Origin of the sequence: Streptomyces sp. NPDC046931 (genome assembly GCF_040644655.1) — a bacterium.
Classification (GTDB): Bacteria; Actinomycetota; Actinomycetes; order Streptomycetales; family Streptomycetaceae; genus Streptomyces.
In genome coordinates this window covers 351,698-376,728 of the sequence record NZ_JBEYWX010000004.1, presented here as the reverse complement: position 1 = coordinate 376,728, position 25,031 = coordinate 351,698, and the positions used below count along the sequence as shown (strand labels likewise).

Annotated in this window: 20 protein-coding genes and 1 pseudogene; 11 read left to right on the top strand and 10 right to left on the bottom strand. The window is 71.6% G+C overall.

Translation table 11 applies throughout. The features are described 5' to 3' along the window. Nucleotides 1-31: 31 nt before the first annotated feature. A complete protein-coding gene (locus tag ABZ876_RS11425; protein WP_361777910.1) occupies nt 32-2,425 on the bottom strand; it encodes an HAD-IC family P-type ATPase in 2,394 nt (797 codons plus the stop codon). 107 nt (nt 2,426-2,532) lie between these two features. Then, on the bottom strand, nt 2,533-2,784 hold the full coding sequence (locus tag ABZ876_RS11420) for a DUF2530 domain-containing protein (protein ID WP_361777907.1): 252 nt from the start codon (nt 2,782-2,784) through the stop codon (nt 2,533-2,535). Nucleotides 2,785-3,036: 252 nt separating this feature from the next. Between ABZ876_RS11420 and ABZ876_RS11415 the strand changes: the two genes are divergently transcribed. Then, nucleotides 3,037-4,485: an NCS2 family permease gene (locus ABZ876_RS11415; RefSeq protein ID WP_361777904.1), complete on the top strand. Its 1,449-nt coding sequence runs from the start codon at nt 3,037-3,039 to the stop codon at nt 4,483-4,485. 21 nt (nt 4,486-4,506) lie between these two features. Here ABZ876_RS11415 and ABZ876_RS11410 read toward each other — a convergent pair whose 3' ends face one another. Beyond that, nucleotides 4,507-4,689 carry a ribbon-helix-helix protein, CopG family gene (locus ABZ876_RS11410; RefSeq protein ID WP_361777901.1) on the bottom strand — a complete coding sequence of 61 codons (183 nt, stop codon included), beginning with the start codon at nt 4,687-4,689 and terminating at the stop codon, nt 4,507-4,509. Nucleotides 4,690-4,882: 193 nt separating this feature from the next. Here ABZ876_RS11410 and ABZ876_RS11405 point away from each other — a divergent pair, with 193 nt between their 5' ends. Further along, a complete protein-coding gene (locus ABZ876_RS11405; protein ID WP_361777898.1) occupies nt 4,883-5,320 on the top strand; it encodes a MarR family transcriptional regulator in 438 nt (145 codons plus the stop codon). 74 nt (nt 5,321-5,394) lie between these two features. Continuing rightward, nucleotides 5,395-6,873, top strand: coding sequence for an MFS transporter (locus ABZ876_RS11400; protein ID WP_361777895.1), 1,479 nt, complete (start codon nt 5,395-5,397; stop codon nt 6,871-6,873). A gap of 50 nt (nt 6,874-6,923) precedes the next feature. Here the strand turns inward: ABZ876_RS11400 and ABZ876_RS11395 are convergent, their stop codons facing one another. After that, nucleotides 6,924-7,511 (bottom strand): Uma2 family endonuclease, encoded by a 588-nt coding sequence (locus tag ABZ876_RS11395; protein ID WP_361777893.1) that lies wholly within the window; start codon nt 7,509-7,511, stop codon nt 6,924-6,926. A gap of 113 nt (nt 7,512-7,624) precedes the next feature. Between ABZ876_RS11395 and thpR the strand changes: the two genes are divergently transcribed. Beyond that, on the top strand, nt 7,625-8,218 hold the full coding sequence (gene thpR, locus ABZ876_RS11390) for an RNA 2',3'-cyclic phosphodiesterase (protein WP_361777890.1): 594 nt from the start codon (nt 7,625-7,627) through the stop codon (nt 8,216-8,218). A gap of 156 nt (nt 8,219-8,374) precedes the next feature. On the opposite strand, the gene ABZ876_RS11385 is transcribed toward thpR, so the two are convergent. From ABZ876_RS11385 to ABZ876_RS11375, 3 genes are all read right to left on the bottom strand, one after another. Next, complete coding sequence (locus ABZ876_RS11385; protein WP_361777887.1) at nt 8,375-9,367, bottom strand: aldo/keto reductase; 993 nt, start codon at nt 9,365-9,367, stop codon at nt 8,375-8,377. A gap of 62 nt (nt 9,368-9,429) precedes the next feature. Next, complete coding sequence (locus tag ABZ876_RS11380; RefSeq protein ID WP_361777884.1) at nt 9,430-10,017, bottom strand: Uma2 family endonuclease; 588 nt, start codon at nt 10,015-10,017, stop codon at nt 9,430-9,432. A 95-nt stretch (nt 10,018-10,112) separates the two neighbouring features. Then, nucleotides 10,113-10,787, bottom strand: coding sequence for an SGNH/GDSL hydrolase family protein (locus tag ABZ876_RS11375; protein ID WP_361777881.1), 675 nt, complete (start codon nt 10,785-10,787; stop codon nt 10,113-10,115). 140 nt (nt 10,788-10,927) lie between these two features. Between ABZ876_RS11375 and ABZ876_RS11370 the strand changes: the two genes are divergently transcribed. Continuing rightward, the gene (locus ABZ876_RS11370) at nt 10,928-11,908 is read left to right on the top strand and encodes a WD40 repeat domain-containing protein (RefSeq protein WP_361777878.1); all 981 of its coding nucleotides are present in this window, start codon (nt 10,928-10,930) and stop codon (nt 11,906-11,908) included. Nucleotides 11,909-11,984: 76 nt separating this feature from the next. Here the strand turns inward: ABZ876_RS11370 and serC are convergent, their stop codons facing one another. Next, nucleotides 11,985-13,103 carry a phosphoserine transaminase gene (serC, locus tag ABZ876_RS11365; RefSeq protein ID WP_361777875.1) on the bottom strand — a complete coding sequence of 373 codons (1,119 nt, stop codon included), beginning with the start codon at nt 13,101-13,103 and terminating at the stop codon, nt 11,985-11,987. Between the two features lie 240 nt (nt 13,104-13,343). Between serC and ABZ876_RS11360 the strand changes: the two genes are divergently transcribed. Both ABZ876_RS11360 and ABZ876_RS11355 read left to right on the top strand, forming a co-directional pair. Further along, the gene (locus tag ABZ876_RS11360; RefSeq protein ID WP_361777872.1) at nt 13,344-16,313 is read left to right on the top strand and encodes an FAD-binding and (Fe-S)-binding domain-containing protein; all 2,970 of its coding nucleotides are present in this window, start codon (nt 13,344-13,346) and stop codon (nt 16,311-16,313) included. A 114-nt stretch (nt 16,314-16,427) separates the two neighbouring features. Beyond that, nucleotides 16,428-17,552: a peptidoglycan bridge formation glycyltransferase FemA/FemB family protein gene (locus ABZ876_RS11355; RefSeq protein WP_361777869.1), complete on the top strand. Its 1,125-nt coding sequence runs from the start codon at nt 16,428-16,430 to the stop codon at nt 17,550-17,552. 27 nt (nt 17,553-17,579) lie between these two features. On the opposite strand, the gene ABZ876_RS11350 is transcribed toward ABZ876_RS11355, so the two are convergent. Both ABZ876_RS11350 and ABZ876_RS11345 read right to left on the bottom strand, forming a co-directional pair. Further along, nucleotides 17,580-18,533, bottom strand: a complete 954-nt coding sequence (locus tag ABZ876_RS11350; protein WP_361777866.1) for an EamA family transporter — start codon at nt 18,531-18,533, stop codon at nt 17,580-17,582. Between the two features lie 149 nt (nt 18,534-18,682). Next, nucleotides 18,683-18,919: pseudogene (locus tag ABZ876_RS11345) on the bottom strand (helix-turn-helix transcriptional regulator); the annotation flags it as partial. A gap of 160 nt (nt 18,920-19,079) precedes the next feature. Here ABZ876_RS11345 and ABZ876_RS11340 point away from each other — a divergent pair. The 4 genes from ABZ876_RS11340 to ABZ876_RS11325 are packed head-to-tail and all read left to right on the top strand — an operon-like array spanning nt 19,080 to nt 25,008. Then, a complete protein-coding gene (locus tag ABZ876_RS11340; protein ID WP_361777863.1) occupies nt 19,080-19,874 on the top strand; it encodes a TIGR03084 family metal-binding protein in 795 nt (264 codons plus the stop codon). Next, nucleotides 19,871-21,562, top strand: coding sequence for an acyclic terpene utilization AtuA family protein (locus ABZ876_RS11335; RefSeq protein ID WP_361777860.1), 1,692 nt, complete (start codon nt 19,871-19,873; stop codon nt 21,560-21,562). Before ABZ876_RS11340 ends, ABZ876_RS11335 begins: the two co-directional genes overlap by 4 nt. Then, on the top strand, nt 21,559-23,157 hold the full coding sequence (locus ABZ876_RS11330) for a carboxyl transferase domain-containing protein (protein ID WP_361777857.1): 1,599 nt from the start codon (nt 21,559-21,561) through the stop codon (nt 23,155-23,157). The genes ABZ876_RS11335 and ABZ876_RS11330 overlap by 4 nt, the downstream gene beginning before the upstream one ends. 6 nt (nt 23,158-23,163) lie before the next feature. Beyond that, on the top strand, nt 23,164-25,008 hold the full coding sequence (locus ABZ876_RS11325; RefSeq protein ID WP_361777854.1) for a biotin carboxylase N-terminal domain-containing protein: 1,845 nt from the start codon (nt 23,164-23,166) through the stop codon (nt 25,006-25,008). Nucleotides 25,009-25,031: the final 23 nt, after the last annotated feature.

The following is a 25,031-nucleotide window of genomic DNA, read 5'->3' as shown; positions in this document are numbered from 1 at the left end:
CTGCCAGGCGGTCCCCTCCAGACGGTCCCGTCTAGGCGGGCACGCGGCGGTCGACCCACTTCCAGACGGATTCCAGGGCGGCCGCCGCGATCGCCGCGATCCCCACCGCGATCCAGGGGACCGTCACGCCCACCAGCTTCAGTGCGAAGAAGTGCTGGAGCGCGGGCACGGCCAGGACGAACAGGAATGCCAGGCCCATCGCGGCCACCAGGGAGATCCGCCACCAGGTGTAGGGCCGCGCGACGATGGCCAGCACCCACATCGTGATCAGGAAGAGCGTGAGGGTCGCCGCGCTGGTCTCCGCTTCCAGCGAGCCCGGGCCCGTGTAGTGGTGACGGGCGACCAGATAGGTCACGAAGGTCGCGACGGCCGCCATGACCCCGCCCGGGATCGAGTACCGCATGACCCGCCGGACGAAGTGGGGCCTGGCCCGCTCCGTGTTGGGGGCCAGCGCCAGGAAGAAGGCCGGCACGCCGATCGTCAGGGTCGACAGCAGGGTCAGGTGCCGGGGCAGAAACGGGTACTCCACCTGCGAGCACACCACCAGTACCGCCAGTAGCACCGAGTAGACCGTCTTCACCAGGAAGAGGGTGGCGACCCGGGTGATGTTCCCGATCACCCGCCGGCCCTCACCGACCACCGACGGCAGTGTCGCGAAGCTGTTGTCGAGCAGCACGATCTGTGCCACGGCCCGTGTCGCCTCCGAGCCCGAACCCATCGAGACGCCGATGTCCGCGTCCTTGAGAGCGAGCACGTCGTTCACCCCGTCGCCCGTCATCGCCACCGTGTGCCCGCGCGACTGGAGGGCGCCCACCATGTCCCGCTTCTGCTGTGGGGTGACCCGTCCGAACACCGTGCCCTTGTCCAGCGACTTGGCCATCTCCGCCTGGTTGGGGGGAAGGCGGCGGGCGTCCACGACCCGGCCGGCGATGCCCAGCTTTCCGGCCACCGCGCCCACGGACACCGCGTTGTCGCCGGAGATCACCTTGGCGCGGACGTTCTGGTCGCCGAAGTACCGCAGGGTGTCCGCGGCGTCCGGGCGCAGCCGCTGCTCCAGGACGACCAGGGCGGTGGGACGGGTGCCGTCCTTGACCCGGTGGTCGTCGAGGTCCCGGGAGGTGCGGGCCAGCAGCAGCACGCGCAGCCCCTGCTCGTTCAGGCGCTCGGTCTCGGCCAGGGCCGGGTCGTCGGGGTCCAGCAGGATGTCGGGGGCGCCCAGGAGCCAGGTGCTGGCCTCGCCGTTGCCCTCGCTGAAGGACGCGCCGCTGTACTTGCGGGCGGAGGAGAAGGGCAGGGCCTCGGTGCAACGCCAGTCCTCGCTGTCCGGGTAGGCGTCGATGATCGCCTGGAGGGAGGCGTTCGGGCGCGGGTCGGACTCGCCGAGCGCGCCGAGGACCTTGCGTATGTACGTCTCGTCGGCGCCCTGGAGCGGCCGGAGCTCGGTGACGTCCATGCCGCCCTCGGTGAGCGTCCCCGTCTTGTCCAGGCAGACCGTGTCGACGCGGGCGAGGCCCTCGATGGCGGGCAGTTCCTGGACGAGGACCTGTTTGCGCCCCAGCCGGATGACGCCGATGGCGAAGGCCACGGAGGTCAGCAGGACGAGTCCCTCGGGGACCATGGGCACGATGCCGCCGACCGTGCGCGCGACGGAGTCCTTGAACCCGTGCTGTTTGACCACGAGCTGGCTGATGACGAGGCCGATCGCCGTCGGGACCATCATCCACGTCACGTACTTGAGGATCGTGGAGATGCCGCTGCGCAGCTCGGAGTGGACGAGCGTGAACCGGGTGGCCTCCTCGGCGAGCTGGGCGGCGTACGCCGCGCGTCCCACCTTGGTCACCCGGAAGGCGCCGCCACCGGCGACGACGAAGCTTCCGGACAAGACGGGGTCCCCGGCCCGTTTGACGACGGGGTCGGCCTCACCGGTCAGCAGTGACTCGTCGATCTCCAGTCCGTCGGTCTCGACGCAGATGCCGTCGACCACGATCTTGTCACCGGGTCCGATCTCGATGATGTCGTCGAGCACGATCTCGGAGGTGCCGATCTCGGCGGCCACCCCGTCCCGGCGTACCGTGGGCCTCGCCTCGCCGATCACCGCGAGCGAGTCCAGGGTCTTCTTGGCCCGCCACTCCTGGATGATGCCGATACCGGTGTTGGCGATGATCACGTAGCCGAAGAGGCTGTCCTGGAACGGCGCCACGAACAGCATGACCAGCCAGAGAACGCCGATGATCGCGTTGAAGCGGGTGAAGACGTTGGCGCGGACGATCTCGCCCAGGGAGCGGCTGCTGCGGACGGGGATGTCGTTGACGTCACCGCGGGCGACCCGCCCGGCCACCTCGGCGGCGGACAGTCCTCGTGTCCGCCCGGGTACGGGGGCGGGGTGCACGGGATCGAGTTCGGCGCCCGCGTCGATGTGGGTCATGCATTCGACGTTACGTGCGGATGTGCGCCCTCACCCCTCGAGCGCCTCGAAGATCCGACCGGGGGAGGACGGCTCTCCTGCGGTGGTTGTACGAGACGGCCCCTGAACTACCGCTCGGCCGCAGCCCTTTTGATCGCCGCGTCCCGCCTGCGCACGTACCAGATGCCGATGCAGCCGAGCCCGGCGCCCGCCAGGCACGTCCACAGCCACCAGGTGTGCCCGTGGTCGGCGAACCAGCCGTAGAACGGCAGCTGGACCAGGAAGAGGACGAACCAGAGGATCGTGCCGCCGGTGATGGTGGCGACCACGGGGCCCTCCAGGGGCTCCGGCGCCTCGTGTCTGGGGGTCCACTTCGCCATGCGCACAGCTTACGAGGGCCGGGCAAGGCGGCCGGGGCGGACCCCGGGAGCCTTGCCGCTGAAGGGTCTACGCGCGGAGATAGCGATCTGCGCCTTATATGTTCATACTGAAACAGTTCGAGTCTGGCCGCTTATGTTCGTATGAAATGCCAACAGCGTCATGGGGGAGACCTGCTGGCGATCACGCGAGGGCGAGACTCGATCACGTTTGTCAGCGTCCATCCGCAGTCCCCCACATCCCTGAGGTCCCGCATGTCCACCTCGGCCCCCGCCAAGGCCGCTCCGCAGCAGCCGGGCACCCGGCCCCCGTCCGGTGCCCTCGACCGCTACTTCAAGATCTCCGAACGGGGCAGCACGCTCTCGCGCGAGATCCGGGGCGGTTTCGCCACCTTCTTCGCGATGGCGTACATCATCGTGCTGAACCCGATCATCCTCGGCAGCGCGAAGGACATGTACGGGCACCACCTGGACCACGGCCAGCTGGTCACCGCGACCGCCCTGACCGCCGCCTTCACCACGCTGCTCATGGGGGTGATCGGCAATGTCCCGATCGCGCTCGCGGCCGGTCTCGGCGTGAACACGGTCGTCGCTCTCCAGCTCGCCCCGCGTATGTCATGGCCGGACGCGATGGGCATGGTCGTCCTCGCCGGCTTCCTGGTGATGCTGCTGGTCGCCACCGGTCTGCGCGAGCGGGTGATGAACGCGGTGCCGCTCGGTCTGCGCAAGGGCATCGCGATCGGCATCGGCCTGTTCATCATGCTGATCGGCCTCGTGGACTCCGGCTTCGTCACCCGTATACCGGACGCCGCGCAGACCACGGTCCCGCTCCAGCTCGGCACCGGCGGACACCTCACCGGCTGGCCGGTCCTGCTCTTCGTCCTCGGTACGCTGCTCACCTTCGCACTGATGGTGCGCAAGGTGCCGGGTGCGATCCTGATCTCGATCGTCGCGATGACGGTCCTCGCGGTGGTGCTCAACGCGGTCGCCAGGATCCCCTCCTGGGGTCTGACCGTCCCGAAGTGGCCCGGCAACCCGGTCGCCACCCCCGACTTCGGCCTGATCGGCAAGGTCAGCCTGTTCGGCGGCTTCGGCAAGGTCGGGGTCCTGACCGGAATCCTCTTCGTCTTCACGGTCCTGCTGTCGTGTTTCTTCGACGCGATGGGCACGATCATGGGCATCGGCGACGAGGCCAAGCTGACCGACGCCGAGGGCTATATGCCGGGCATGAACAAGGTGCTCTTCGTCGACGGCATCGCGGTCGCGGCGGGCGGTGCCAGCTCCTCCTCGGCCACCACCTGCTTCGTGGAGTCCACGGCAGGCGTCGGCGAGGGTGCGCGCACGGGCTTCGCGAACGTCGTCACGGGTGCCCTCTTCGCCGCGGCCCTCTTCCTCACCCCGGTCGCCACGATGGTCCCGTCCCAGGCGGCCACCCCGGCCCTGGTCGCGGTCGGCTTCCTGATCCTGTCCCACTCGGTCAAGGAGATCGACTGGGCGGACTACACGATCGCCGTCCCGGCCTTCGTGACGATGCTGATGATGCCCTTCACGTACTCGATCACCAATGGCATCGGCATGGGCTTCATCACCTTCGTGGTCCTGCGCCTGGCCGCGGGCCGCGCCCGCGAGATCCCCGTCGCGATGTACGTGGTGTCGGCGGTGTTCGCCTTCTACTACCTGATGCCGGCGCTGGGCCTGACCTGACCCGCTCCCCGCGGGGCGGGGTCAGGTGACCCCGTAGAACCTCTCCGTCTCCTCGACGGCGGCCCGGAACCGCTCGTCGAAGTCACTCCGAATGAGCGTCCGGACGACATAGTCCTGGACGCTCATTCCTCTTCTGGCGGCGTGCCGGCGGAGCCGCTCGAGCAGCTCCCCGTCTATCCGCACGCTGAGCACGCTGGTTCCCATGCGTACGAGGGTCGCCGGATCCCTGCGGCCGGTGCGCCGCGTTCCCCCGCGGGATCACTCGTTCGGGTGGTCTGTGCTGCTCAGCGGTTTCCCGGGAGGTCCCGGAACCGTACGGCCGGCAGTGGCCGGAGTCACCCCGGAGCCGGGGTCTCGGGGTGGTCTTTAGGGAAAGTAATGAGTTACCCTAAAGAGCATGGCTGACCTGACCCATGGCGACGACGCTGCCGCCGTGAACGCTCTCCGCTCCGCTGTGATGCGCCTCTCGCGCCGACTCAAGCACCAGCGGGTCGACGAGTCGCTGAGCCCCACCGAGATGTCGGTGCTCGGCACCCTGTCCCGCTGCGGCTCCGCCACGCCCGGCGAGCTTGCCCGCAAGGAGCACGTCCAGCCGCCGTCGATGACCCGCATCGTGGCACTGCTGGAGAGCAAGGGCCTGGTCAGGCTGGAGCCGCACCCCGAAGACCGGCGCCAGAAGGTGGTCACCCAGACCGAGCGGGCCGAGGCGATGCTCGAGGAGAGCCGCCGCAAGCGGAACGCGTTCCTGGCCGGCCTGGTCGAGGGCCTGGACGACGACGAGTGGGCGAAGCTCCGCGCGGCCGCCCCCGTCCTGGAAAAGCTCGCACATCTGTGACGGCGGGCGTCCCCGCCGGACGCGGCCCCCACCCGCGTACGTACGAAGCCGTCATCGCAAGGAGGCGAACCCCTTTGAGTACGGGAACCGGAGCAGCTTCCGCCCCCGCACCAGCCACCCACGACTCCCTGTCCACTCTCCCCCAAAGCCCCCAAAGCCCCGAGTACCCGGAGTACCCGGAGCGCCCTGAGTACCCCGAACGCCCGGAGCACCCCAAGCCCCCCACGGATTCCGGTGGCTCCGACTCCGCCGAACGCGCCGGGACCCGCACGTCCTCGATGTTCAGCTCCCTGCGGGTCCGCAACTACCGGCTCTTCTTCCTGGGCCAGGCCGTCTCCAACACCGGCACCTGGATGCAGCGCATCGCACAGGACTGGCTCGTGCTGAGCCTGACCGGTTCCTCCACCGCCGTCGGTGTCACCACGGCACTCCAGTTCCTGCCGATGCTGCTCTTCGGGCTGTACGGCGGAGTGCTCGTCGACCGGCTCCCCAAGCGCCCGACCCTCCTGGTCACACAGTCCGCGATGGGTGCCACGGGCCTCGTCCTCGCCCTGCTGACCCTCTCCGGCCACGTCCACGTCTGGCATGTGTACGTCGCCGCCTTCGCCGTCGGACTCGCCACGGTCCTGGACAACCCCGCCCGTCAGTCCTTCGTCTCGGAGATGGTCGGCCCCCGGCAGCTTCAGAACGCGGTCAGCCTCAACTCGGCGAACTTCCAGTCCGCCCGCCTGGTCGGCCCGGCGGTCGCGGGCATCCTGATCACCGGCGTCGGCACGGGCTGGGCCTTCCTGTTCAACGGCCTGTCCTTTCTCGCCCCCATCGCCGGACTGCTGCTGATGCGCGCCCGCGAGCTGCACGTCGTGGAGCGCGCCCCGCGCGGCAAGGGCCAGCTCCGCGAGGGGCTGCGCTATGTCGCCGGGCACCCGGAGCTGATCTGGCCGATCGTCCTGGTCGGTTTCATCGGCACCTTCGGCTTCAACTTCCCGGTGTGGCTGTCGGCCTACGCGGACGACGTCTTCCACGCGGGTGCCGGGGCCTACAGCCTGTTCAACACGCTGATAGCGCTCGGCTCGCTGACCGGCGCGCTGCTCGCCGCCCGCCGCGGCACGGCCCGGCTGCGGGTGCTGATCGCGGCGGCGGCGCTGTTCGGCGGGCTGGAGATCGTGACGGCCGGGGCCCCGTCGCTGTGGCTGTTCGCGCTGCTGATGGTCCCGATCGGCATCTTCGGGCTGACGGTCAACGTCACGGCGAACACGGCCGTCCAGATGGGCACCGATCCGGCGATGCGCGGCCGCGTCATGGCCCTGTTCATGATGGTCTTCATGGGCGGTACGCCCCTCGGGGCGCCCGTGGTCGGCTGGATCACGGACGTGTACGGCGCCCGGATCGGCTTCGCCGTGGGCGGTCTGATCTCGCTGGCGGCGGCCGTGACCATCGGCCTGTTTCTGGCCCGGGCCGGCGGCCTGCGCCTGTCGGTCGCCTGGAGCCACGGCCATCCGAAGGTCCGGTTCGTGCCGCGCGAACGGCGGGAGGAGCTGGCGACGGCGGCGTAGACCGGACCCTGGATCCCGGGGATCCAGGCCCCGGACCCCGGGGTCCGGGGTCAGCCCCGGGGGAACTCGTCCGTCTTGAGGACGAGGCCCACCACGGTCCCGGTCAGGTCGATCTCCTCGCCGAAGTCGAGGGTGAGCTTGCCTCGGTACTCGCCGTCCTGCGGCAGAGTGTGCAGGTGCCACGTTCCGGTGTACGGATCCACGATCAGGTACACCGGCACCTCGGCGGCGGCGTACGCGGCCTTCTTCGGCCCGTAGTCGTTGCGGGCGGTGTCCCTGGAGATCACCTCGGCGACGAACTCGACGTCCTGGTGACGCCAGTGGCCCTTGTCGTCCGGCCGGGCATCCTTCGTGAGCCCCACGACGTCGGACGCGAAGCCGTTGAGATGCCCCGGGTAGTCGATGCGGACATCGGACTTCACGTGCTTGCGCGGGTACTTGGTGCGCAGTTGCTCGACGATGTCCAGGATGATTTCCCAGTGGGTGTCCCGCTGCGGCGTCACGAAGATGCCCCCCTCGACGATCTCGGTCTTGAAACCCTCGGGGATGTGCATCCGCTCCAGCCACTCGAACATAGTGTCGAGGCTGAGCTCCTCGCCCTGGTCGGCCATCTCGATCCTGTCTGCGAGAACAGTCACTGTGCCGCTCCTCCCCGCTGCTGCCTGGTCGCATGCAGCCGCGCGGTACAACGATACGCACGGTGACCAGGACACGCCCGGACGTTCGGGGTCGCCCCGGGGAGACTGGTGCCATGAGACTCTTCGCCGCGCTTCTGCCACCGGAGGACGTCACCCGGGCACTGGGCCGAGAAGTCGCCGAGTTGAAGCGGCTGCCCGGAGCGGACGGACTGCGCTGGACCGGCCGCCCCGGCTGGCACTTCACCCTCGCCTTCTACGGGGAGGTCGACGAGGAGGTCGTACCGGACCTCTCCGCGCACCTGGAGCGCGCGGCCCGCCGCACGCCGTCCTTCCGGCTCGCGCTGCGGGGCGGCGGACAGTTCGGGCACGGGCGGGCGCTGTGGACGGGCGCCGAGGGCGACCTGCCGACCCTGCGGCTGCTGGCCGAGCGCTCGGAGGCGGCGGCGCGGAAGGCGGGCGTACCGATGGGGGAGCACCGCCGCTACAAGGCCCACCTGACGGTGGCGCGCAGCCGGGACGCGGTGGACGTACGCCCTTACGTCGATGCCCTGCGCGGCTTCGGCAGCCGCATGTGGACGGTGGACGGGCTGAGTCTGGTCCGCAGCCATCTGCCGAAGTCCGGAGTGCCCGGCGAGCAGCCCCGCTATGAGGAGGTCGCCCGCTGGCCGCTCCGGCCGGCGGAGCACGGTCCGGCGGACGGGTCCTAGGACGGGCCGGTTAGTCTCGAAGACGTGGACCCGAAAACCCGGAACCGGATCATGGCCGGTGCGCTTGTGCTGATGTTCGCCCTCGTAGCCGTGGCGGCCGCGCTCGGCAGGTGATGCGGAGCGCGGCCGGCCCGTCCTGCCGGGAGCCGTGCCGGCTCACCAGGCGAACGCCTCCGGGGACGGCCCCGGGCCCGGGAAGATCTCGTCGAGCCCGGCCAGAAGCTCCTCCGGGAGTTCCAGCTCGACCGCCCGCAGCGCCGACTCCAGCTGCCCGGCGGTGCGGGGGCCGACGATGGGGCCGGTGACGGCGGGGCGGGTCAGCAGCCAGGCGAGGCCCGCCTCGCCTGGCTCGATGCCGTGCTTGTCGAGCAGGTCCTCGTAGGCCTGGATCCGCGTCCGTACGGCGGGATCGGCGAGCGCCTCGGCGGTCCGGCCACCGGCCCGGCGGCCACCCTCGACCTCCTTCTTGATGACGCCCCCCAGCAGCCCGCCGTGCAGCGGCGACCACGGGATGACCCCGAGCCCGTAGTCCTGCGCCGCCGGGATGACCTCCATCTCGGCGCGGCGCTCGTAGAGGTTGTACAGGCACTGTTCGCTGACGAGGCCGATCGTGCCGTGCCGGCGGGCGGCGATCTCGTTGGCCTGGGCGATCTTGTACCCGGGGAAGTTGCTGGATCCGGCGTAGAGGATCTTCCCCTGCTGCACCAGGACGTCGATGGCCTGCCAGATCTCCTCGAAGGGAGTGGCGCGGTCGATGTGGTGGAACTGGTAGAGGTCGATGTAGTCGGTCCCCAGCCGCCTGAGGCTGGCGTCAACCGACCGCCGGATGTTGAGTGCGGAGAGCTTGTCGTGGTTGGGCCAGGCGTCGCCGTCCGGCGCCATGTTGCCGTACGCCTTGGTGGCGAGCACGACCTTGTCGCGCCGCTCGCCGCCCTTGGCGAACCAGCTGCCGATGATCCTCTCGGTACGGCCCTTGTTCTCGCCCCAGCCGTAGACATTGGCGGTGTCGAAGAAGTTGATGCCCGCGTCCAGCGCCGCGTCCATGATCGCGTGGCTGTCGGCCTCGTCGGTCTGCGGACCGAAGTTCATGGTCCCGAGGACGAGCCGGCTGACCTTGAGTCCCGTACGTCCGAGCTGCGTGTACTTCATGAATGCCTACCCAAAGGCGTGGAGTGCGCTCTAGGCAAGGGGGTTTTGGGCGGCGGCCCGGGTCAGTCGCGGGGGAAGCCGGCTGTCTCGAGGGTGAGGCCGACAACGGTGTCGGTGAGGTCCAGATCCTCTCCGAAGGGGACCGTCGTCTCGGTGATGTAGTCGCCGCCCTTGGGGTGCCTGTAGATGCGGCACCTGCCCTGGTACGGGTCGGCGATGACGTAGAGGGGGACCTCGGCGAGGGCGTACGCACGCTTCTTGGGGCCGTAGTCGTTGGCGGCGGTGCCCTCGGAGATGACTTCGGCGACGAACTCGACATCCTGGTAGCGCCAGCGGCCCTCGTCGTCCTTCTCGGCGGAGTCGCCGAGCTTGGCCACGTCAGGACAGAAGCCGTTCTCATGCCCCGGGAAGTCGATCCGGACGTCCGAGAACACGGTGACGTTCCTGCCGAACCTGTCCTCCAGCGCCCGCACAATGTGGCGGATGATCAGCCAGTGGGTGTCACGCTGCGGTGTCATGTGGACGTTGCCCCCGACGATCTCGACCCTGAAGCCTTCGGGGACGGGCATGCGCTCGAGGCGTTCGAACCACTCGTCCAAACGCTTGGTGTTGGCGTCGGCCATCTCGATCCTGTCGTCAAGGACGGTCATGGCGCTCGTGCCCGGCCGCCCCTCCGCACGAGTGCGGCCGCGCAGTACAACGATACGCACAGTGACCGAGGCACGCCCGTATTCGGTCGATACGTTCAGGCCGAGTAAGGCCCGGCGATCCCCCACCCCTGGTACATCGCATCCACGAAGGCCTCCGCGATCCTGTGCTCGCCTCTCGCGTTCGGGTGCGTGCCGTCGTAGGTGTCCCGGTGGATGTCGTACGACGGCGGGGGAGACGCCAGCAGGACCGGCGACCGGGGCTCGTCGAGGTCCGCCACCGACTTCGCCAGAAGGTCGTTGAAGAGCGCGACCTCGGCCCCGAACGTGGCGTCCGCCTCGGCCCGGATGTTCGGGATCACCGGCAGCAGCACCATACGGATGCGCGGGTTGGCCCGCCGTGCCTCCGCCACGAACTTCCGTGCGTTCTCCGCCGTCTGCTCGGCGTTCGTGTAGAAGCCGAGGTCGATCAGGCCGAGGGAGACCAGCAGCACGTCCGCCCGTGACTCCCGCACGGCCCCGCCGATCAGCGGCGCCATATGGACCCAGCCCTCGCCCCAGCCCGCGAGATGGGCGCGGGGGAAGCCGGGGTCGGCGTAGGCGTACGACGTCGGCGTGTCCGTGGCCTTGTCGTGGAGAGTCTCGCGCGGGCCGACGAGCGAGAACGGGCCGTCGTACGTTTCGCACAGGTGCCGCCACAGCCGGTAGCGCCACGTGTGCTCGCCCGCGCTGCCGATCGTCATGGAGTCGCCTACGGGCATGAACCGGAGCATCCGCTCATCATGGACGATCACGGTGGGCCACAGGAGGGACGTATGGGGCGGGCCGGTGTGAGGATCGACACGCCTGCCCGGCACCGGCGGGCGGACCCGCCCGGCCGCTGAACAGGGGCGCCGGATGGCAGGCTTGGGGCATGCGTCGATCGCTCGCGTTCCTTGCCGGGGCCCTTCTCGCCGGTGCCTGCGCCGCACCCGCCTCCGCCGACTCGGACGGCGGCTTCACCATCAAGGACCCCCGGATCACCGAGTCCAGCGGGCTCGCCGCCTCGCGTCTGCACCCGGGGATCTACTGGACCCACAACGACAGCGACGACGGCCCGTACCTGTACGCGGTGGACGGCCGCACCGGGAAGACCGTCGCCACCGTCACCCTCCGCGGCGTCGGCAGGCCCCGCGACGTCGAGGCGATCTCCATCGGCCCGGGCAACGAGATCTACGTCGGCGACATCGGCGACAACTTCGGCGGCCGGTGGCCCTATGTGTGGATCTACCAGCTGCCCGAGCCCAGGGTGCTGAAGGACCAGACGGTCCGCGCCACCCAGTACGTGGTGAAGTACGCGAACGGCCCCCGGGACGCCGAGTCCCTGATGGTGCACCCCAGGACCGGACGGGTCTACATCATCGACAAGAAGGAGGACGGCGGGCACCTGTACGAGGGCCCGGCCCGGCTGTCGTCCACCGGGACGAACGTCTTCCGGCCCGTCGCCGCCGTCGACCTGTGGGCCACCGACGCGGCCTTCTCGCCCGACGGTGAACAGTTCGCGGTCCGCGGCTACTTCGGCGGTATCGCCTACGCGTGGAACGGCGGGCGCATCAAGCGGCAGGCCCGCCTCGAGGTGCCCCTTCAGCGGCAGGGCGAGTCGGTCACCTACACCGTCGACGGCTTGAGGCTCCTGTACGGGAGCGAGGGCTCCGACAGCCCGGTGCAGCCCGGGAGCGTGCCCGGAGCCCACGGATCCGGCGGTTCCGCATCGCCTTCGCAGAAGGGGACTTCACGGGCCGGCTCGGACGGCGGCACGCCTCTGAACGCCGACTACAAGGTCGGTGCCGTGGTCCTGGCCGTGGGCCTTGCGCTGGTGTTCGGGCTCAAACGGCTGCTGGGCAGGAAGTCGTAGAGACGGCCGAGGGGCGCCCGGTGCTCACCGGGCGCCCCTCGCCGACGTACGCGCGGCACGTCGTGAGCCGGGAAGGTCAGAGCTTCTCGATCACGTAGTCGATGCAGCGGGTCAGCGCCTCGACGTCCGCCGGGTCGATCGCCGGGAACATCGCCACGCGCAGCTGGTTGCGGCCGAGCTTGCGGTACGGCTCGGTGTCCACGATGCCGTTGGCGCGCAGCACCTTGGCGACCGCCGACGCGTCGACCTCGTCGAAGAAGTCGATCGTGCCGATGACCTGGGAGCGCTTGGCCGGATCGGCGACGAACGGGGTCGCGAACTTCACGTCCTCGGCCCAGCCGTACAGCGTCCGGGCGGAGGTGGCCGTGCGGCGGACCGCGAAGTCCAGGCCGCCCTGGCCGTTCAGCCACTCCAGCTGCTCGTTGAGCAGGAACAGGGTGGCGAGGGCCGGGGTGTTGTACGTCTGGTTCTTGCGGGAGTTGTCGATCGCCGTGGGAAGGCTGAAGAACTCCGGAACGTGGCGGCCGGAGGCGTGGATCCGCTCGGCGCGCTCGATCGCGGCCGGGGAGAAGACGCCGATCCACAGGCCGCCGTCGGAGGCGAAGGACTTCTGGGGGGCGAAGTAGTAGACGTCCGTCTCGGCGATGTCGACCGGGAGGCCGCCCGCGCCGGAGGTGGCGTCCACGAGGACCAGGGACCCGGGGTCCGCGCCCCCGACGCGCTTGATCGGCATCGCGACGCCCGTGGACGTCTCGTTGTGCGTGAAGGCGTAGACGTCGACGCCCTGCTCCGCTTCGGCCTCGGGGTGCGTGCCGGGGGCGGCGGAGATGACCGTGGGCTCGGCGAGCCAGGGGGCGAGCTTCGCGGCCTTGGCGAACTTGGAGGAGAACTCGCCGAAGCTGAGGTGCTGCGACTTGTTCTCGATCAGACCGTGGGTCGCGATGTCCCAGAACGCGGTGGAGCCGCCGTTGCCGAGGATGACCTCGTAGCCGTCGGGAAGCTGGAACAGCTCGCGGACGCCCTCGCGTACCTTGCCGACCAGGTTCTTGACCGGGGCCTGGCGGTGAGAGGTGCCGAGCAGGGAGCTGCCCGTGGCGGCGAGCGCGTCCAGCGCCTCCACCCGCACCTTGGAGGGACCCGCGCCGAAACGGCCGTCCGCGGGCTTGAGGTCAGCAGGAATCTGGATGTCAGCCACGAGCCGGAGCGTATCCCCTCGGCGAAACCGGGCGGAAACGTGTCCGTTCGATGAGACGAGGCCCTCCGGCCCGTGGACTTGTGAGGACCTACCAGGTCAGCCGCACCGGCAGGGCGACGGGGACGGCGAGGACATGGAGCGCGGGCAGCCCCGTCCCGGCTTCCAGGTTCGCCCGACGGTGTGGGTTCGCCCGACGGTGTGGGCGGTCACGGTCCGTCGTGGGGAGGCATGCTGGGGACCATGACGGATCCCGAGGAACGGCGGCCTGCGGCCACGGGTGTGGACGCCGCCGCGCTGTGCGCGGACCTGAGCGCCGTGGTGCGCGGCACCGTCGACTTCCGTACGACGGCGCGGGCACTGCACACCATGGACGCCTCCAACTACCGGCGCGTGCCGCTCGGCGTGGTCGCCCCCCGGGACGCGGACGACGTGGCGGCCGTGCTGAGCGTGTGCCGGGCGCACGCCGCGCCGGTGGTAGCCCGCGGCGGCGGCACGTCGATCGCCGGGCAGGCCACGGGGACGGGCGTGGTGCTCGACTTCACCCGGTTCATGAACCGGGTCGTGTCCCTCGACCCCGAGGCACGCACGGCGGTGGTCCAGCCCGGTCTGGTCCTTGACCGTCTTCAGGAGGCCGCCGCCCCGCACGGGCTGCGCTTCGGCCCGGACCCCTCCACCCACGCCCGCTGCACCCTCGGCGGAATGATCGGCAACAACGCGTGCGGCTCCCACTCCGTGGCCTGGGGCACCACGGCGGACAGCGTGCGCGAGCTGTCGGTGCTCACCGCGCGGGGCGAGGCGCTCACGCCGGGCCGTGGCGGGCAGGGCGCGCCCGAGGGCCTGCTCCCCTTGGTGCAGGGCGAGTTGGCGCTGCTGCGCACGGGATATCCGGTCCTCCCGCGCCGTATCTCCGGGTACGCGCTGGACGCGCTGCTCCCCGAGAACGGAGCGGACGTGGCCCGCTCGTTCTGCGGCTCCGAGGGAACCCTGGGCGTGCTGACGGAGGCGGTCGTGGGCCTCGTCGAGGCTCCGCGCGCCCAGGCCCTGGCCGTGCTGGCGTACGCGGACGAGAGCGCGGCGGCCCAGGCGGCGGCCGGACTGCTGCCGTGGGGCCCGCTGACCGTGGAGGGCATGGCCGCCGACCTCGTACCGGCCTCGGCGGGGCTGCCGCGCGGCGGTGCCTGGCTGTTCGTGGAGACGGGCGGCGCGAGCGCGGCCGAGGCACGCGCGCGTGCCGAGGCGATCGTCCGGGCCGCGGATGTCACGGACGCCGTGGTGGTCACGGACCCGGTCGCGCAGCGCGCCCTGTGGCGGCTGCGCGAGGACGCGAGCGGTGCGGCGACCCGCAGGCCGGACGGCCGGGAGGCATGGCCGGGCTGGGAGGACTGCGCGGTTCCCCCGGCCCGCCTCGGGGAGTACCTCCGGGACTTCAGAGGCCTGCTGGCGAAGCACGGCCTGCACGGGGCGCCGTACGGGCACTTCGGGGACGGCTGCATCCACGTCCGCATCGACTTCGACCTGCTGTCACCGGCGGGCGTCGCCCGCTTCCGCCGCTTCTCCGAGGAACTCGCCGCCCTGGTCGTCTCCCACGGCGGCTCGCTCTCCGGGGAGCACGGCGACGGGCAGGCCCGGGCCGAGCTGCTGCCGGCGATGTACGGACCGGACCTGGTCGCCCTGTTCGAGCGGGCGAAGGGCGTCTGGGACCCGGACGACCTGCTCAACCCCGGGATGCTGGTCCGCCCGGCCCCGCTGGATGCGGGCCTCCGGTTCGCGGTGCTGCCCCGTGAACCGGTGGACGTCTCCTTCGGTTATCCGGCGGACGGCGGCGACTTCTCGGCGGCGGTCCGGCGCTGCGTGGGCGTCGCCAAGTGCCGTACCACGACGGTGTCCGGCGCGGGCGTCATGTGCCCTTCGTTCCGGGCGACCGGCGAGGAGGAGCACTCCACGCGCGGACGGGCCCGGCTGCTGCACGAGATGCTGGCGGGCGAGGTCGTCACCGACGGCTGGCGGTCGACGGAGGTACGGGACGCCCTGGACCTGTGTCTGTCCTGCAAGGGCTGCCGCACGGACTGTCCGGTCGGCGTCGACATGGCCACCTACAAGGCGGAGTTCCTGCACCACCACTACGCCGGGCGGCGCAGACCGGCCGCGCACTACGCGATGGGGTGGCTGCCGCTGTGGCTGCGGGCCGTCGCCCGCACCCGCACGGCGCCGGCGGTCAACGCGCTCGCGTCCCTGGGCCCGGCCGCCGCACTCGCCAAGCGGATGGCGGGCATCGCCCCCGAGCGGCGGATACCGCCTCTGGCGCGGGAGACGTTCACCCGGTGGTGGCGCCGCCGGGCGGCGCGCCGGGACTGGGCGGGCGCCGGGGCGCCCGCCGCCGCCCGGGTCGTTCTGTGGCCGGACACGTTCACCGAGCATCTGTCACCGTCCGTCGGCATGGCGGCCGTACGGGTGCTGGAGGCGGCGGGCCTGCGGGTACTGCTGCCGCCGGCGGTACGGAGCCGGCCCGCCCGGCCGACCTCGCGCCACGGCCGGGTCTGCTGCGGCCTGACCTATGTCTCCACGGGCCAGCTCGACCGAGCCCGCGCCGTCATGCGCCGCAGCCTCGATCTGATGGAACCCGTCCTGGCGGCCGGCCTCCCGGTGGTCGTCCTCGAACCGAGCTGTGCGGCCGCCCTCCGCACGGACCTTCCGGAGCTGCTGCACGACGATCCGCGCGCCGCCCGGCTGGCGGCGGGGGTGGTGACGTTCGCGGAAGCCCTGGAACGGTACGCCTCCGACTGGACACCCCCGGCGGTGGACGCCCCGGTGGTCGGCCAGACGCACTGCCACCAGCATGCCGTCCTGGGTGACGCGGCCGACCGGCGGCTGCGCGCGGCGGCGGGTCTGACGGGAGAGCTGAGCGGCGGCTGCTGCGGGCTGGCCGGCGACTTCGGGTTCGAGAAGGGCCACTACGAGGTCTCGACGGCATGCGCGGAGGAGCAGTTGCTCCCGGCGGTGCGGTCGGCGCCGGGGAACGCGGTGGTCCTGGCGGACGGCTTCTCCTGCCGCACCCAGCTGGACCAGCTCGCGGGCCGCAGGGCACGGCACCTGGCGGAGGTGCTGGCGGAGGGGCTGGAGAGGACCGGGACCGGCCCGGAAGGGCTGGGAAGGACCGGGGCCGGCTTGGGGGGAACCGGGAAAGGCACCGGGAGGGCAACCGGCGGGTGACGGCCAGCGCGGTGAAATCCCCCTGGCCGGGATGAAGGGTCGGCGGGTGTCCGGCACGATCGAGGAGCGGGGGGCCGTGCCGGTGTCACCGTGTCACTCACCGAGGAGCCCCGCATGACCCTTCGCGTCCGCCCGATCTCCCGCGAGGAACACCTGGACTTCGTCACCGCGCGCCCGTCGGTCAGCCATATGCAGGTGCCGTCGTGGGGCGAGGTGAAGCCGGACTGGCGGGCGGAGAGCCTCGGCTGGTTCGAGGAGGGCGGCGGGCGGCCGGTCGGTGCGGGCCTGGTCCTGCTGCGCCCGCTGCCGAAGCTCAGGCGCTACCTGGCGTATCTGCCCGAGGGCCCGGTGATCGACTGGCACGCACCGGACCTGGACCGGTGGCTGGCGCCACTGCTCGACTGTCTGAGGAGCCGCGGCGCCTTCTCGGTGAAGATGGGCCCGCCCGTGCTGGTGCGCCGCTGGAGCGCCGAGGCTGTCAAGGCGGCGATCGCCGACCCGGCGGCGCGGCGGCTGGGGGACGTCCCGTCGACCGAGGAGGAACCCGGCGCGTCTCAGGTGGCCGACCGGCTGCGCCGCATGGGCTGGCGGCAGGCGGAACCGGGCGGTGAGGACGGCTTCGCGGCCGGACAGCCCCGGTACGTCTTCCAGGTGCCGCTCGCGGGACGGACGCTGGACGAGGTCCACCGCGGCCTCAACCAGCAGTGGCGCCGCAATGTGAAGAAGGCCGAGAAGGCGGGCGTGAAGGTGGTCCAGGGCGGCTACGGCGATCTGCCCGCCTTTTACGCCCTCTACACGGAGACCGCCGAACGCGACCGTTTCATCCCGCGCCCGCTGCCGTACTTCCGGCGGATGTGGACCGCGCTGACGGCGGAGCACCCGGACCGCATGCGGCTCTACCTCGCCCATCACGACGGGGAGGTGCTGGCCGCCGCGACGATGCTGAGGGTCGGCACACACGTCTGGTACTCGTACGGCGCCTCCACCGTCCGCAGACGCGAGGTGCAGCCGAGCAACGCGATCCAGTGGCGGATGCTGAGCGACGCCCACGCGCTGGGCGCCGCCGTCTACGACATGCGCGGCATCACCGACACCCTGGAGGACACCGACCACCTTCTCGGCCTCCTCCGCTTCAAGGTCGGCACGGGCGGGCATGCGGCGGAGTACCTGGGCGAGTGGGACTTCCCGCTCAACCGGCTGCTGCACAAGGCACTGAACCTGTACATGTCCCGCCGGTGAGGCCGGGTCAGGCCGAGGCGGGCCGGATCAGGCTTCGGGCTGGGCCAGAGGCGCGGCCCGGCGGGTCTGGGTCCGGACCGCGCCCATGCTCGCCGCGATGACCAGGGCGATCGCCACCGCCTGGGTCGTGGTCAGGGACTGGCCGAGGACCAGGAATCCGGCGGTCGCCGCGAGCGCCGGTTCCAGGCTCATCAGGATCGCGAACGTGGAGGCGGGCAGCCGGCGCAAGGCGAGGAGTTCGAGGGTGTAGGGCAGCACGGAGGAGAGCATCGCCACGCCCGCGCCCAGCCCGAGCGTCGTCGGTACGAGCAGCTTGGTGCCCGACTCGGCGATCCCCAGCGGCATGAACAGCAACGCGGCGACCCCCATCGCCAGCGCCAGCCCGTCGGCCTGCGGGAAACGCCGTCCGGTACGGGCGCTGAAGACGATGTACGCCGCCCACATCGCGCCCGCCGACAGGGCGAAGGCGACACCCGCCGTGTTCAGGTCGCCGAAGCCTCCGCCGCCCAGGAGGAAGACTCCGGCCAGGGCGAGGCCCGCCCAGACCAGGTTCACCACCCGGCGGGAGGCGAGCACCGACAGGGCCAGCGGGCCGAGGACCTCCATCGTCACGGCGAGGCCCAGTGGAATGCGGTCGACGGCCTGGTAGAAGAGGCCGTTCATCGCGGCCATGGTGATGCCGAAGACGACCACCGTGCCCCAGTCGGCGCGCGAGTGCCCGCGCAACCGGGGCCGGCAGACCAGGAGCAGCACCCCGGCCGCCACGACGAGCCGCAGGGTGACCACGCCGAGCGCGCCGGCCCGCGGCATCAGACTCACCGCGAGCGCCCCGCCGAACTGCACGGAGACGCCTCCCGCGAGCACCAGCCCCACGGGCCCGAGAGAACCGCGACGGCCCGGCCCGCGAGGCGACGACGGCGCGGACTTCGGCGCGGTCGCGGCCGGGGCCGGGGAGGAGGGGGCGGTGCCGGCGGGGTTCACGGGGCCTTCCGGGGGATTCGAGTCGGGGATTGTGCAGCATGCTGTACCTAACGGTCCAGGGTAGTGCACTCGACCGGGTGTGTGAACCCTTGACGAATCCGTCCGAGAGGCCTGTCAGACCGTGGCATCCGGAGCCCCGCCCGGGTTCATTGCCCCACCAACCGCGAGAACAACCCGTCCGTCCCCAGCGCCGCATCCAGCCGCTCCGAGAAGTCCCGCTGGGGCACCTTCGCGGCCGTCTCGATCTGGCCGATCAGTGACCCGGTGCGGAAGACGACCGACCCGAGCTGTGCCAACGTGAGACCCGCTGCCTCCCGCGCCCTGCGCAGCTCATAGCCGTAGTAGTCCAACGGCGACGCGCTCGGGTCGAGTTCACGGCTTCGCATGCCGACCACCTCCCATCACGCAGAGTAGCCATATCCGCACACAGGGGTGGCGGGATGTGGAAACAAAATCCGTGCAAGCATGCTTGATTGTTTCCTGGCCCGCTGCCATGCTCCTCAGCGCACCGCCACGCACACCGTCGTGCCCCGAGGGGAGCGCATCGTGTCCGACGTGTCGTCAGTGATCGACGATCTGAGCCGGGAGGGCGAGGAACTCGACCGGCTGGTCGCCGAGTCGGGTGAGGAGCGCTGGGCGCTCGCCACGCCCGCCCCGGGCTGGACCGTCGCCCATCAGATCGCGCATCTCGCCTGGACGGACCGGGCCGCCCTGGTGGCCGTCACGGAGCCGGAGGCGTTCGCGGCGGAGGTCGAGAAGGCGCTCCGGTCGCCCGGTACCTGGGTCGACGAGGCCGCGCGCGAGGGAGCCGCGCTGCCGCCCGCGCGACTGCTCGCCGAGTGGCGCGAGAGCCGTGCGGCGCTCGACCGGGCCCTGCGCGAGGCACCGCACGGCGCCCGTCACCCCTGGTACGGCCCGCCGATGTCCACCGCCTCCATGGCCACCGCCCGTCTCATGGAGACCTGGGCCCACGGCCTGGACGTGGCGGACGCGCTCGGTGTTCCGCCCACCTCGAGCGACCGGCTCCGGCACATCGCCAGACTGGGCTTCCGTACCCGTGACTTCGCCTACGCGGTCAACGAACTGCCCGCCCCCGCCGATCCGTTCCGTGTGGAACTCGTCGGCCCGTCCGGAGACGTGTGGGCGTACGGCCCCGATGACGCCCAGCAACGTGTCACCGGTCCGGCCCTCGACTTCTGCCTCCTGGTCACCCAGCGCGCACACCGGGCCGACCTCGGCCTGCGCGCCGAGGGCCCGGACGCCGACCGCTGGCTGGACATCGCGCAGGCCTTCGCGGGCCCGGCGGGCGCCGGACGCCCGCCGAAGGGGGCCACCGCGTGAGGCCGCTGCGCATCGGCAACGCCTCCGGCTTCTACGGCGACCGCTTCGACGCCCTGCGCGAGATGCTCACCGGCGGCCCGCTCGACGTCGTCACCGGCGACTACCTCGCCGAGCTGACGATGCTGATCCTCGGCCGGGACCGCCTCAAGAACCCCACCGGGGGCTACGCACGCACCTTCCTGGGCCAGTTGGAGGAGTGCCTGGGCCTCGCCCAGGAGCGGGGTGTGCGGATCGTGACGAACGCGGGCGGCCTCAACCCCGCCGGGCTCGCCGACGCCGTACGGGAGCTCGCCGACCGCCTCGGCATCCCCGTCCGGGTGGCGCACGTCGCGGGCGACGACCTCACCGCCTCCCACCCCGGCACCCTCGCCGCCCACGCCTACCTCGGCGGCCATGGCATCGCCGCCTGCCTGCGCGAGGGCGCCGACATCGTGGTCACCGGGCGCGTCACGGACGCCGCACTGGTCACCGGGCCCGCCGTCGCCCACTTCGGCTGGACGCCGCACCAGTACGACCGGCTGGCCGGCGCCGTGGTCGCCGGCCACATCCTGGAGTGCGGGACGCAGGCCACCGGCGGCAACTACGCCTTCTTCACCGAGCACCCGCCCGCGACTCTGCGCCGCCCCGGCTTCCCGCTCGCCGAGATCCACGAGGACGGCAGCAGCGTGATCACCAAGCACGACGGCACCGGTGGTGTCGTCGACGTCGGCACGGTCACCGCGCAGCTGCTGTACGAGACGACCGGCGCCCGGTACGCGGGCCCGGACGTCACCGCCCGCCTCGACACCGTCCGGCTCACCCGGGAGGGGGCCGACCGGGTGCGCGTCGAGGGCGTGCGCGGAGAGGCGCCGCCCCCGACGCTCAAGGTCGGCCTGAACCGGCTCGGCGGCTTCCGCAACGAGGTCGCCTTCGTGCTGACGGGGCTCGACATCGAGGCCAAGGCCGCGTACGTCAGGACCCAGATGGAGGAGGCCCTGGCGGCGGCCAAGGCCCGGCCCGCCGAGGTGCGCTGGGACCTCGCCCGCACCGACCACCCCGACGCCCCGACCGAGGAGACGGCGAGCGCCCTGCTGCGGATGGTCGTGCGCTCCCCCGAACAGGAGGCCGTGGGCCGGGCGGTCGGCGGCGCTGCGATCGAACTGGCGCTCGGCAGTTACCCCGGCTTCCACGTGGTCGCCCCACCGGGCAAGGGCTCCCCCTACGGGGTCTTCGAGGCGGCCCATGTGGACCGCGACACCGTCGGCCATGTGGCGGTGCTCCACGACGGGCGGCGGATCCCCGTGACCCCCGCCCGGGACACCCGCGACCTCGAGGACGTGCCGGAGCCGCCCCTGCCCGAACCGCTGCCGCCGGGCCCGGTCCGCCGGGCACCCCTCGGTCTGGTCGCGGGGGCCCGCAGCGGGGACAAGGGCGGCGACGCCAATGTCGGAGTGTGGGCGCGCACCGACCCGGCCTGGCGCTGGCTCGCCCACACGCTCACCGTCGACCGCTTCCGCGCACTCCTGCCGGAGACGGCCGGCCTGCCCGTCGTACGCCACGTCCTGCCGAACCTGCGCGCCGTGAACTTCGTCGTCGAGGGACTCCTCGGCGAGGGCGTCGCCGCGCAGCACCGCTTCGACCCGCAGGCCAAGGGCCTGGGCGAATGGCTGCGCGCCCGCCACCTGGACATACCGGAGGACCTGTTGTGACCGTCCTTGCCTCGGCCCTGGACACGGGTGGCCCGGAGTACCGGGCCAACCGCGAGGCCATGCTCGCCAAGCTCGCCGAGCTGGACGCCGAACACGCCAAGGCACTGGCGGGAGGCGGCGAGAAGTACGTCGAGCGGCACCGCGGGCGTGGCAAGCTCCTCGCCCGTGAACGGATCGAACTGCTTCTCGATCCCGACACCCCCTTTCTGGAGCTGTCGCCCCTGGCCGCCTGGGGAAGCGACCACGCGGTGGGCGCCTCGCTCGTCACCGGCATCGGTGTCGTCGAGGGTGTCGAGTGCCTGATCACCGCCAACGATCCCACCGTGCGGGGCGGCGCCAGCAACCCGTGGAGCCTGAAGAAGGCGCTGCGGGCCAACGACATCGCGCTCGCCAACCGGCTGCCCTGCATCAGCCTGGTGGAGTCCGGGGGCGCGGACCTGCCCTCCCAGAAGGAGATCTTCATTCCCGGCGGCGCGATCTTCAGGGATCTGACCCGTCTGTCCGCCGCCGGGATCCCCACCGTCGCCGTCGTCTTCGGCAACTCCACCGCCGGCGGGGCCTACGTCCCCGGCATGTCCGACCACGTGATCATGGTGAAGGAGCGGGCCAAGGTCTTCCTCGGCGGACCTCCGCTCGTGAAGATGGCCACCGGCGAGGAGAGCGACGACGAGTCCCTGGGCGGCGCCGAGATGCACGCGCGCGTGTCGGGCCTCGCGGACTACTACGCCGTCGACGAGCGGGACGCCCTGCGCCAGGCCCGTCGCGTGGTCGCCCGCCTCAACCACCGCAAGGCGTACCCCGATCCCGTCCCCGCGCTCCCTCCCCTGTACGACGAGGAGGAACTCCTCGGCATCGTGCCCGGCGAGCTGAAGGTGCCCTTCGACCCGCGCGAGGTCATCGCCCGTGTCGTCGACGGCTCGGACTTCGACGAGTTCAAACCGCTGTACGGGACCAGCCTGTGCACCGGGTGGGCCACCCTGCACGGCTACCCGGTCGGGGTACTGGCCAACGCCCAGGGGGTGCTCTTCAGCGAGGAGTCCCAGAAGGCCGCCCAGTTCATCCAGCTGGCCAACCAGCGGGACATCCCGCTGGTCTTCCTGCACAACACCACCGGCTACATGGTCGGCAGGGAGTACGAGCAGGGCGGCATCATCAAGCACGGCGCGATGATGATCAACGCGGTGTCCAACAGCCGGGTCCCGCACCTGTCCGTGCTCATGGGCGCCTCGTACGGGGCGGGGCACTACGGCATGTGCGGGCGGGCGTACGATCCGCGCTTCCTGTTCGCCTGGCCCAGCGCCAAGTCCGCCGTCATGGGCCCCCAGCAGCTCGCCGGCGTCCTGTCGATCGTCGCCCGCCAGTCCGCGGCCGCCAGAGGCCGGCCCTACGACGAGGACGCGGACGCCGCCCTGCGCGCGATGGTGGAGCAGCAGATCGAGACCGAGTCCCTGCCGATGTTCCTGTCCGGGCGGCTGTACGACGACGGGGTCATCGACCCCCGCGACACCCGCACCGTCCTCGGCCTGTGCCTGTCCGCGATCCACACGGCGCCCTACGAGGGCGCGCGTGGCGGATTCGGCGTCTTCCGGATGTGAGGCCCCGTGATTGATTCCGTTCTGGTGGCGAACCGCGGCGAGATCGCCTGCCGTATCGTCCGTACCTGCCGCGAGCTGGGCATCCGTACGGTCGCCGTGCATTCGGACGCCGACGCGCACGCCCTGCACGCGCGCGTGGCCGACGCGGCGGTACGGCTGCCGGGCGCGGCGCCCGCGGACACGTATCTGCGCGGCGACCTGATCGTGCGGGCGGCCCGCGCGGCGGGCGCCGACGCGGTGCACCCCGGGTACGGCTTCCTGTCCGAGAACGCCGGCTTCGCGCGCGCGGTGCTGGACGCGGGCCTGAAGTGGATCGGGCCGCCCCCGCAGGCGATCGAGGCGATGGCCTCCAAGACGCGGGCGAAGAAGCTGATGGGCCTGGAACCCCTGGCCACGGTCACGGCCGCCGACCTGCCCGTCCTGGTCAAGGCGGCGGCCGGCGGCGGCGGACGCGGCATGCGGGTCGTACGGGACCTCGCCGACCTGGACGCGGAGCTGACCGCCGCGCGCGCCGAGGCCCTCGGCGCCTTCGGCGACGACGAGGTCTTCGTCGAGCCGTACGTGGAGGGCGGACGCCATGTGGAGGTGCAGGTCCTCGCCGACACCCACGGAACGGTGTGGACGCTCGGCACCCGCGACTGCACCCTTCAGCGGCGCCACCAGAAGGTGATCGAGGAGGCCCCGGCGCCCGGCCTCGCGCCCGAACTCGCCGGCGCCCTGTGCGCGATGGCCGTACGGGCCGCCCGTGCCGTCGACTACGTGGGCGCGGGCACCGTGGAGTTCCTGGTCGCCGACGGCCGCGCGCACTTCCTGGAGATGAACACCCGGCTCCAGGTGGAACACCCCGTCACCGAGGAGGTGTTCGGGATCGACCTGGTGGCGCTTCAGATACGGATCGCGGAAGGCGCCGCCCTCGACCCGGAGCCTCCACGCGCGCGTGGCCACGCGATCGAGGCCCGCCTCTACGCCGAGGACCCGGCGCGAGGCTGGGCCCCGCAGACGGGGACCCTGCACCGCCTGGCAGTGCCGGGCGTCCGCCTGGACACGGGCTACGCGGACGGCGACACGATCGGCGTCCACTACGACCCGATGCTCGCCAAGGCCGTCGTCCACGCCCCCACGCGCGCGGAGGCCGTCCGACGGCTCGCGGGCGCCCTGGAGCGGGCCGAGATCCATGGCCCGGTGACCAACCGGGACCTGCTCGTACGCTCCCTGCGCCACGAGGACTTCACGGCCGCCGGCATGGACACCGGTTTCTACGACCGCCATCTGGCGGGGCTGACCGAGCCCGCCCCCGACCCGTACGCACCCTTGGCCGCCGCCCTCGCCGACGCGCACGGCCGCTCACGGTTCGGCGGCTGGCGCAATCTGCCGTCCCAGGAGCAGGTCAAGCGGTACCTCGTGGCGGGCGAGGAGCACGAGGTGCGCTACCGGCACACCCGCGAGGGCCTGGCGGCGGACGGGGTCCGGGTCGTGCACGCGGACGCCCGGCTCGTGGTCCTCGAAGTGGACGGGGTGCGGCGGAAGTTCGAGATGGCCCGATACGGCGACCAGGTGTACGCCGGACCGACCGCCCTCACCGCCCTGCCCCGCTTCCGGGAACCGACCGCCCACCACGCCCCCGGCTCCCTGCTCGCGCCGATGCCGGGAACGGTCGTACGCGTCGCCGAGGGCCTGGCCGTCGGATCGGCCGTACGGGCCGGGGAGCCCTTGTTCTGGCTGGAGGCGATGAAGATGGAGCACAAGATCACGGCCCCGGCGGCAGGCACCCTGACCGCCCTCCCGGTGACCCCTGGACAGCAGGTGGAGCCGGGCACGCTCTTGGCCGTGGTCGAGAGCGACCCGCGCTAGGGGCGCGGGGCTGTTTCGACACG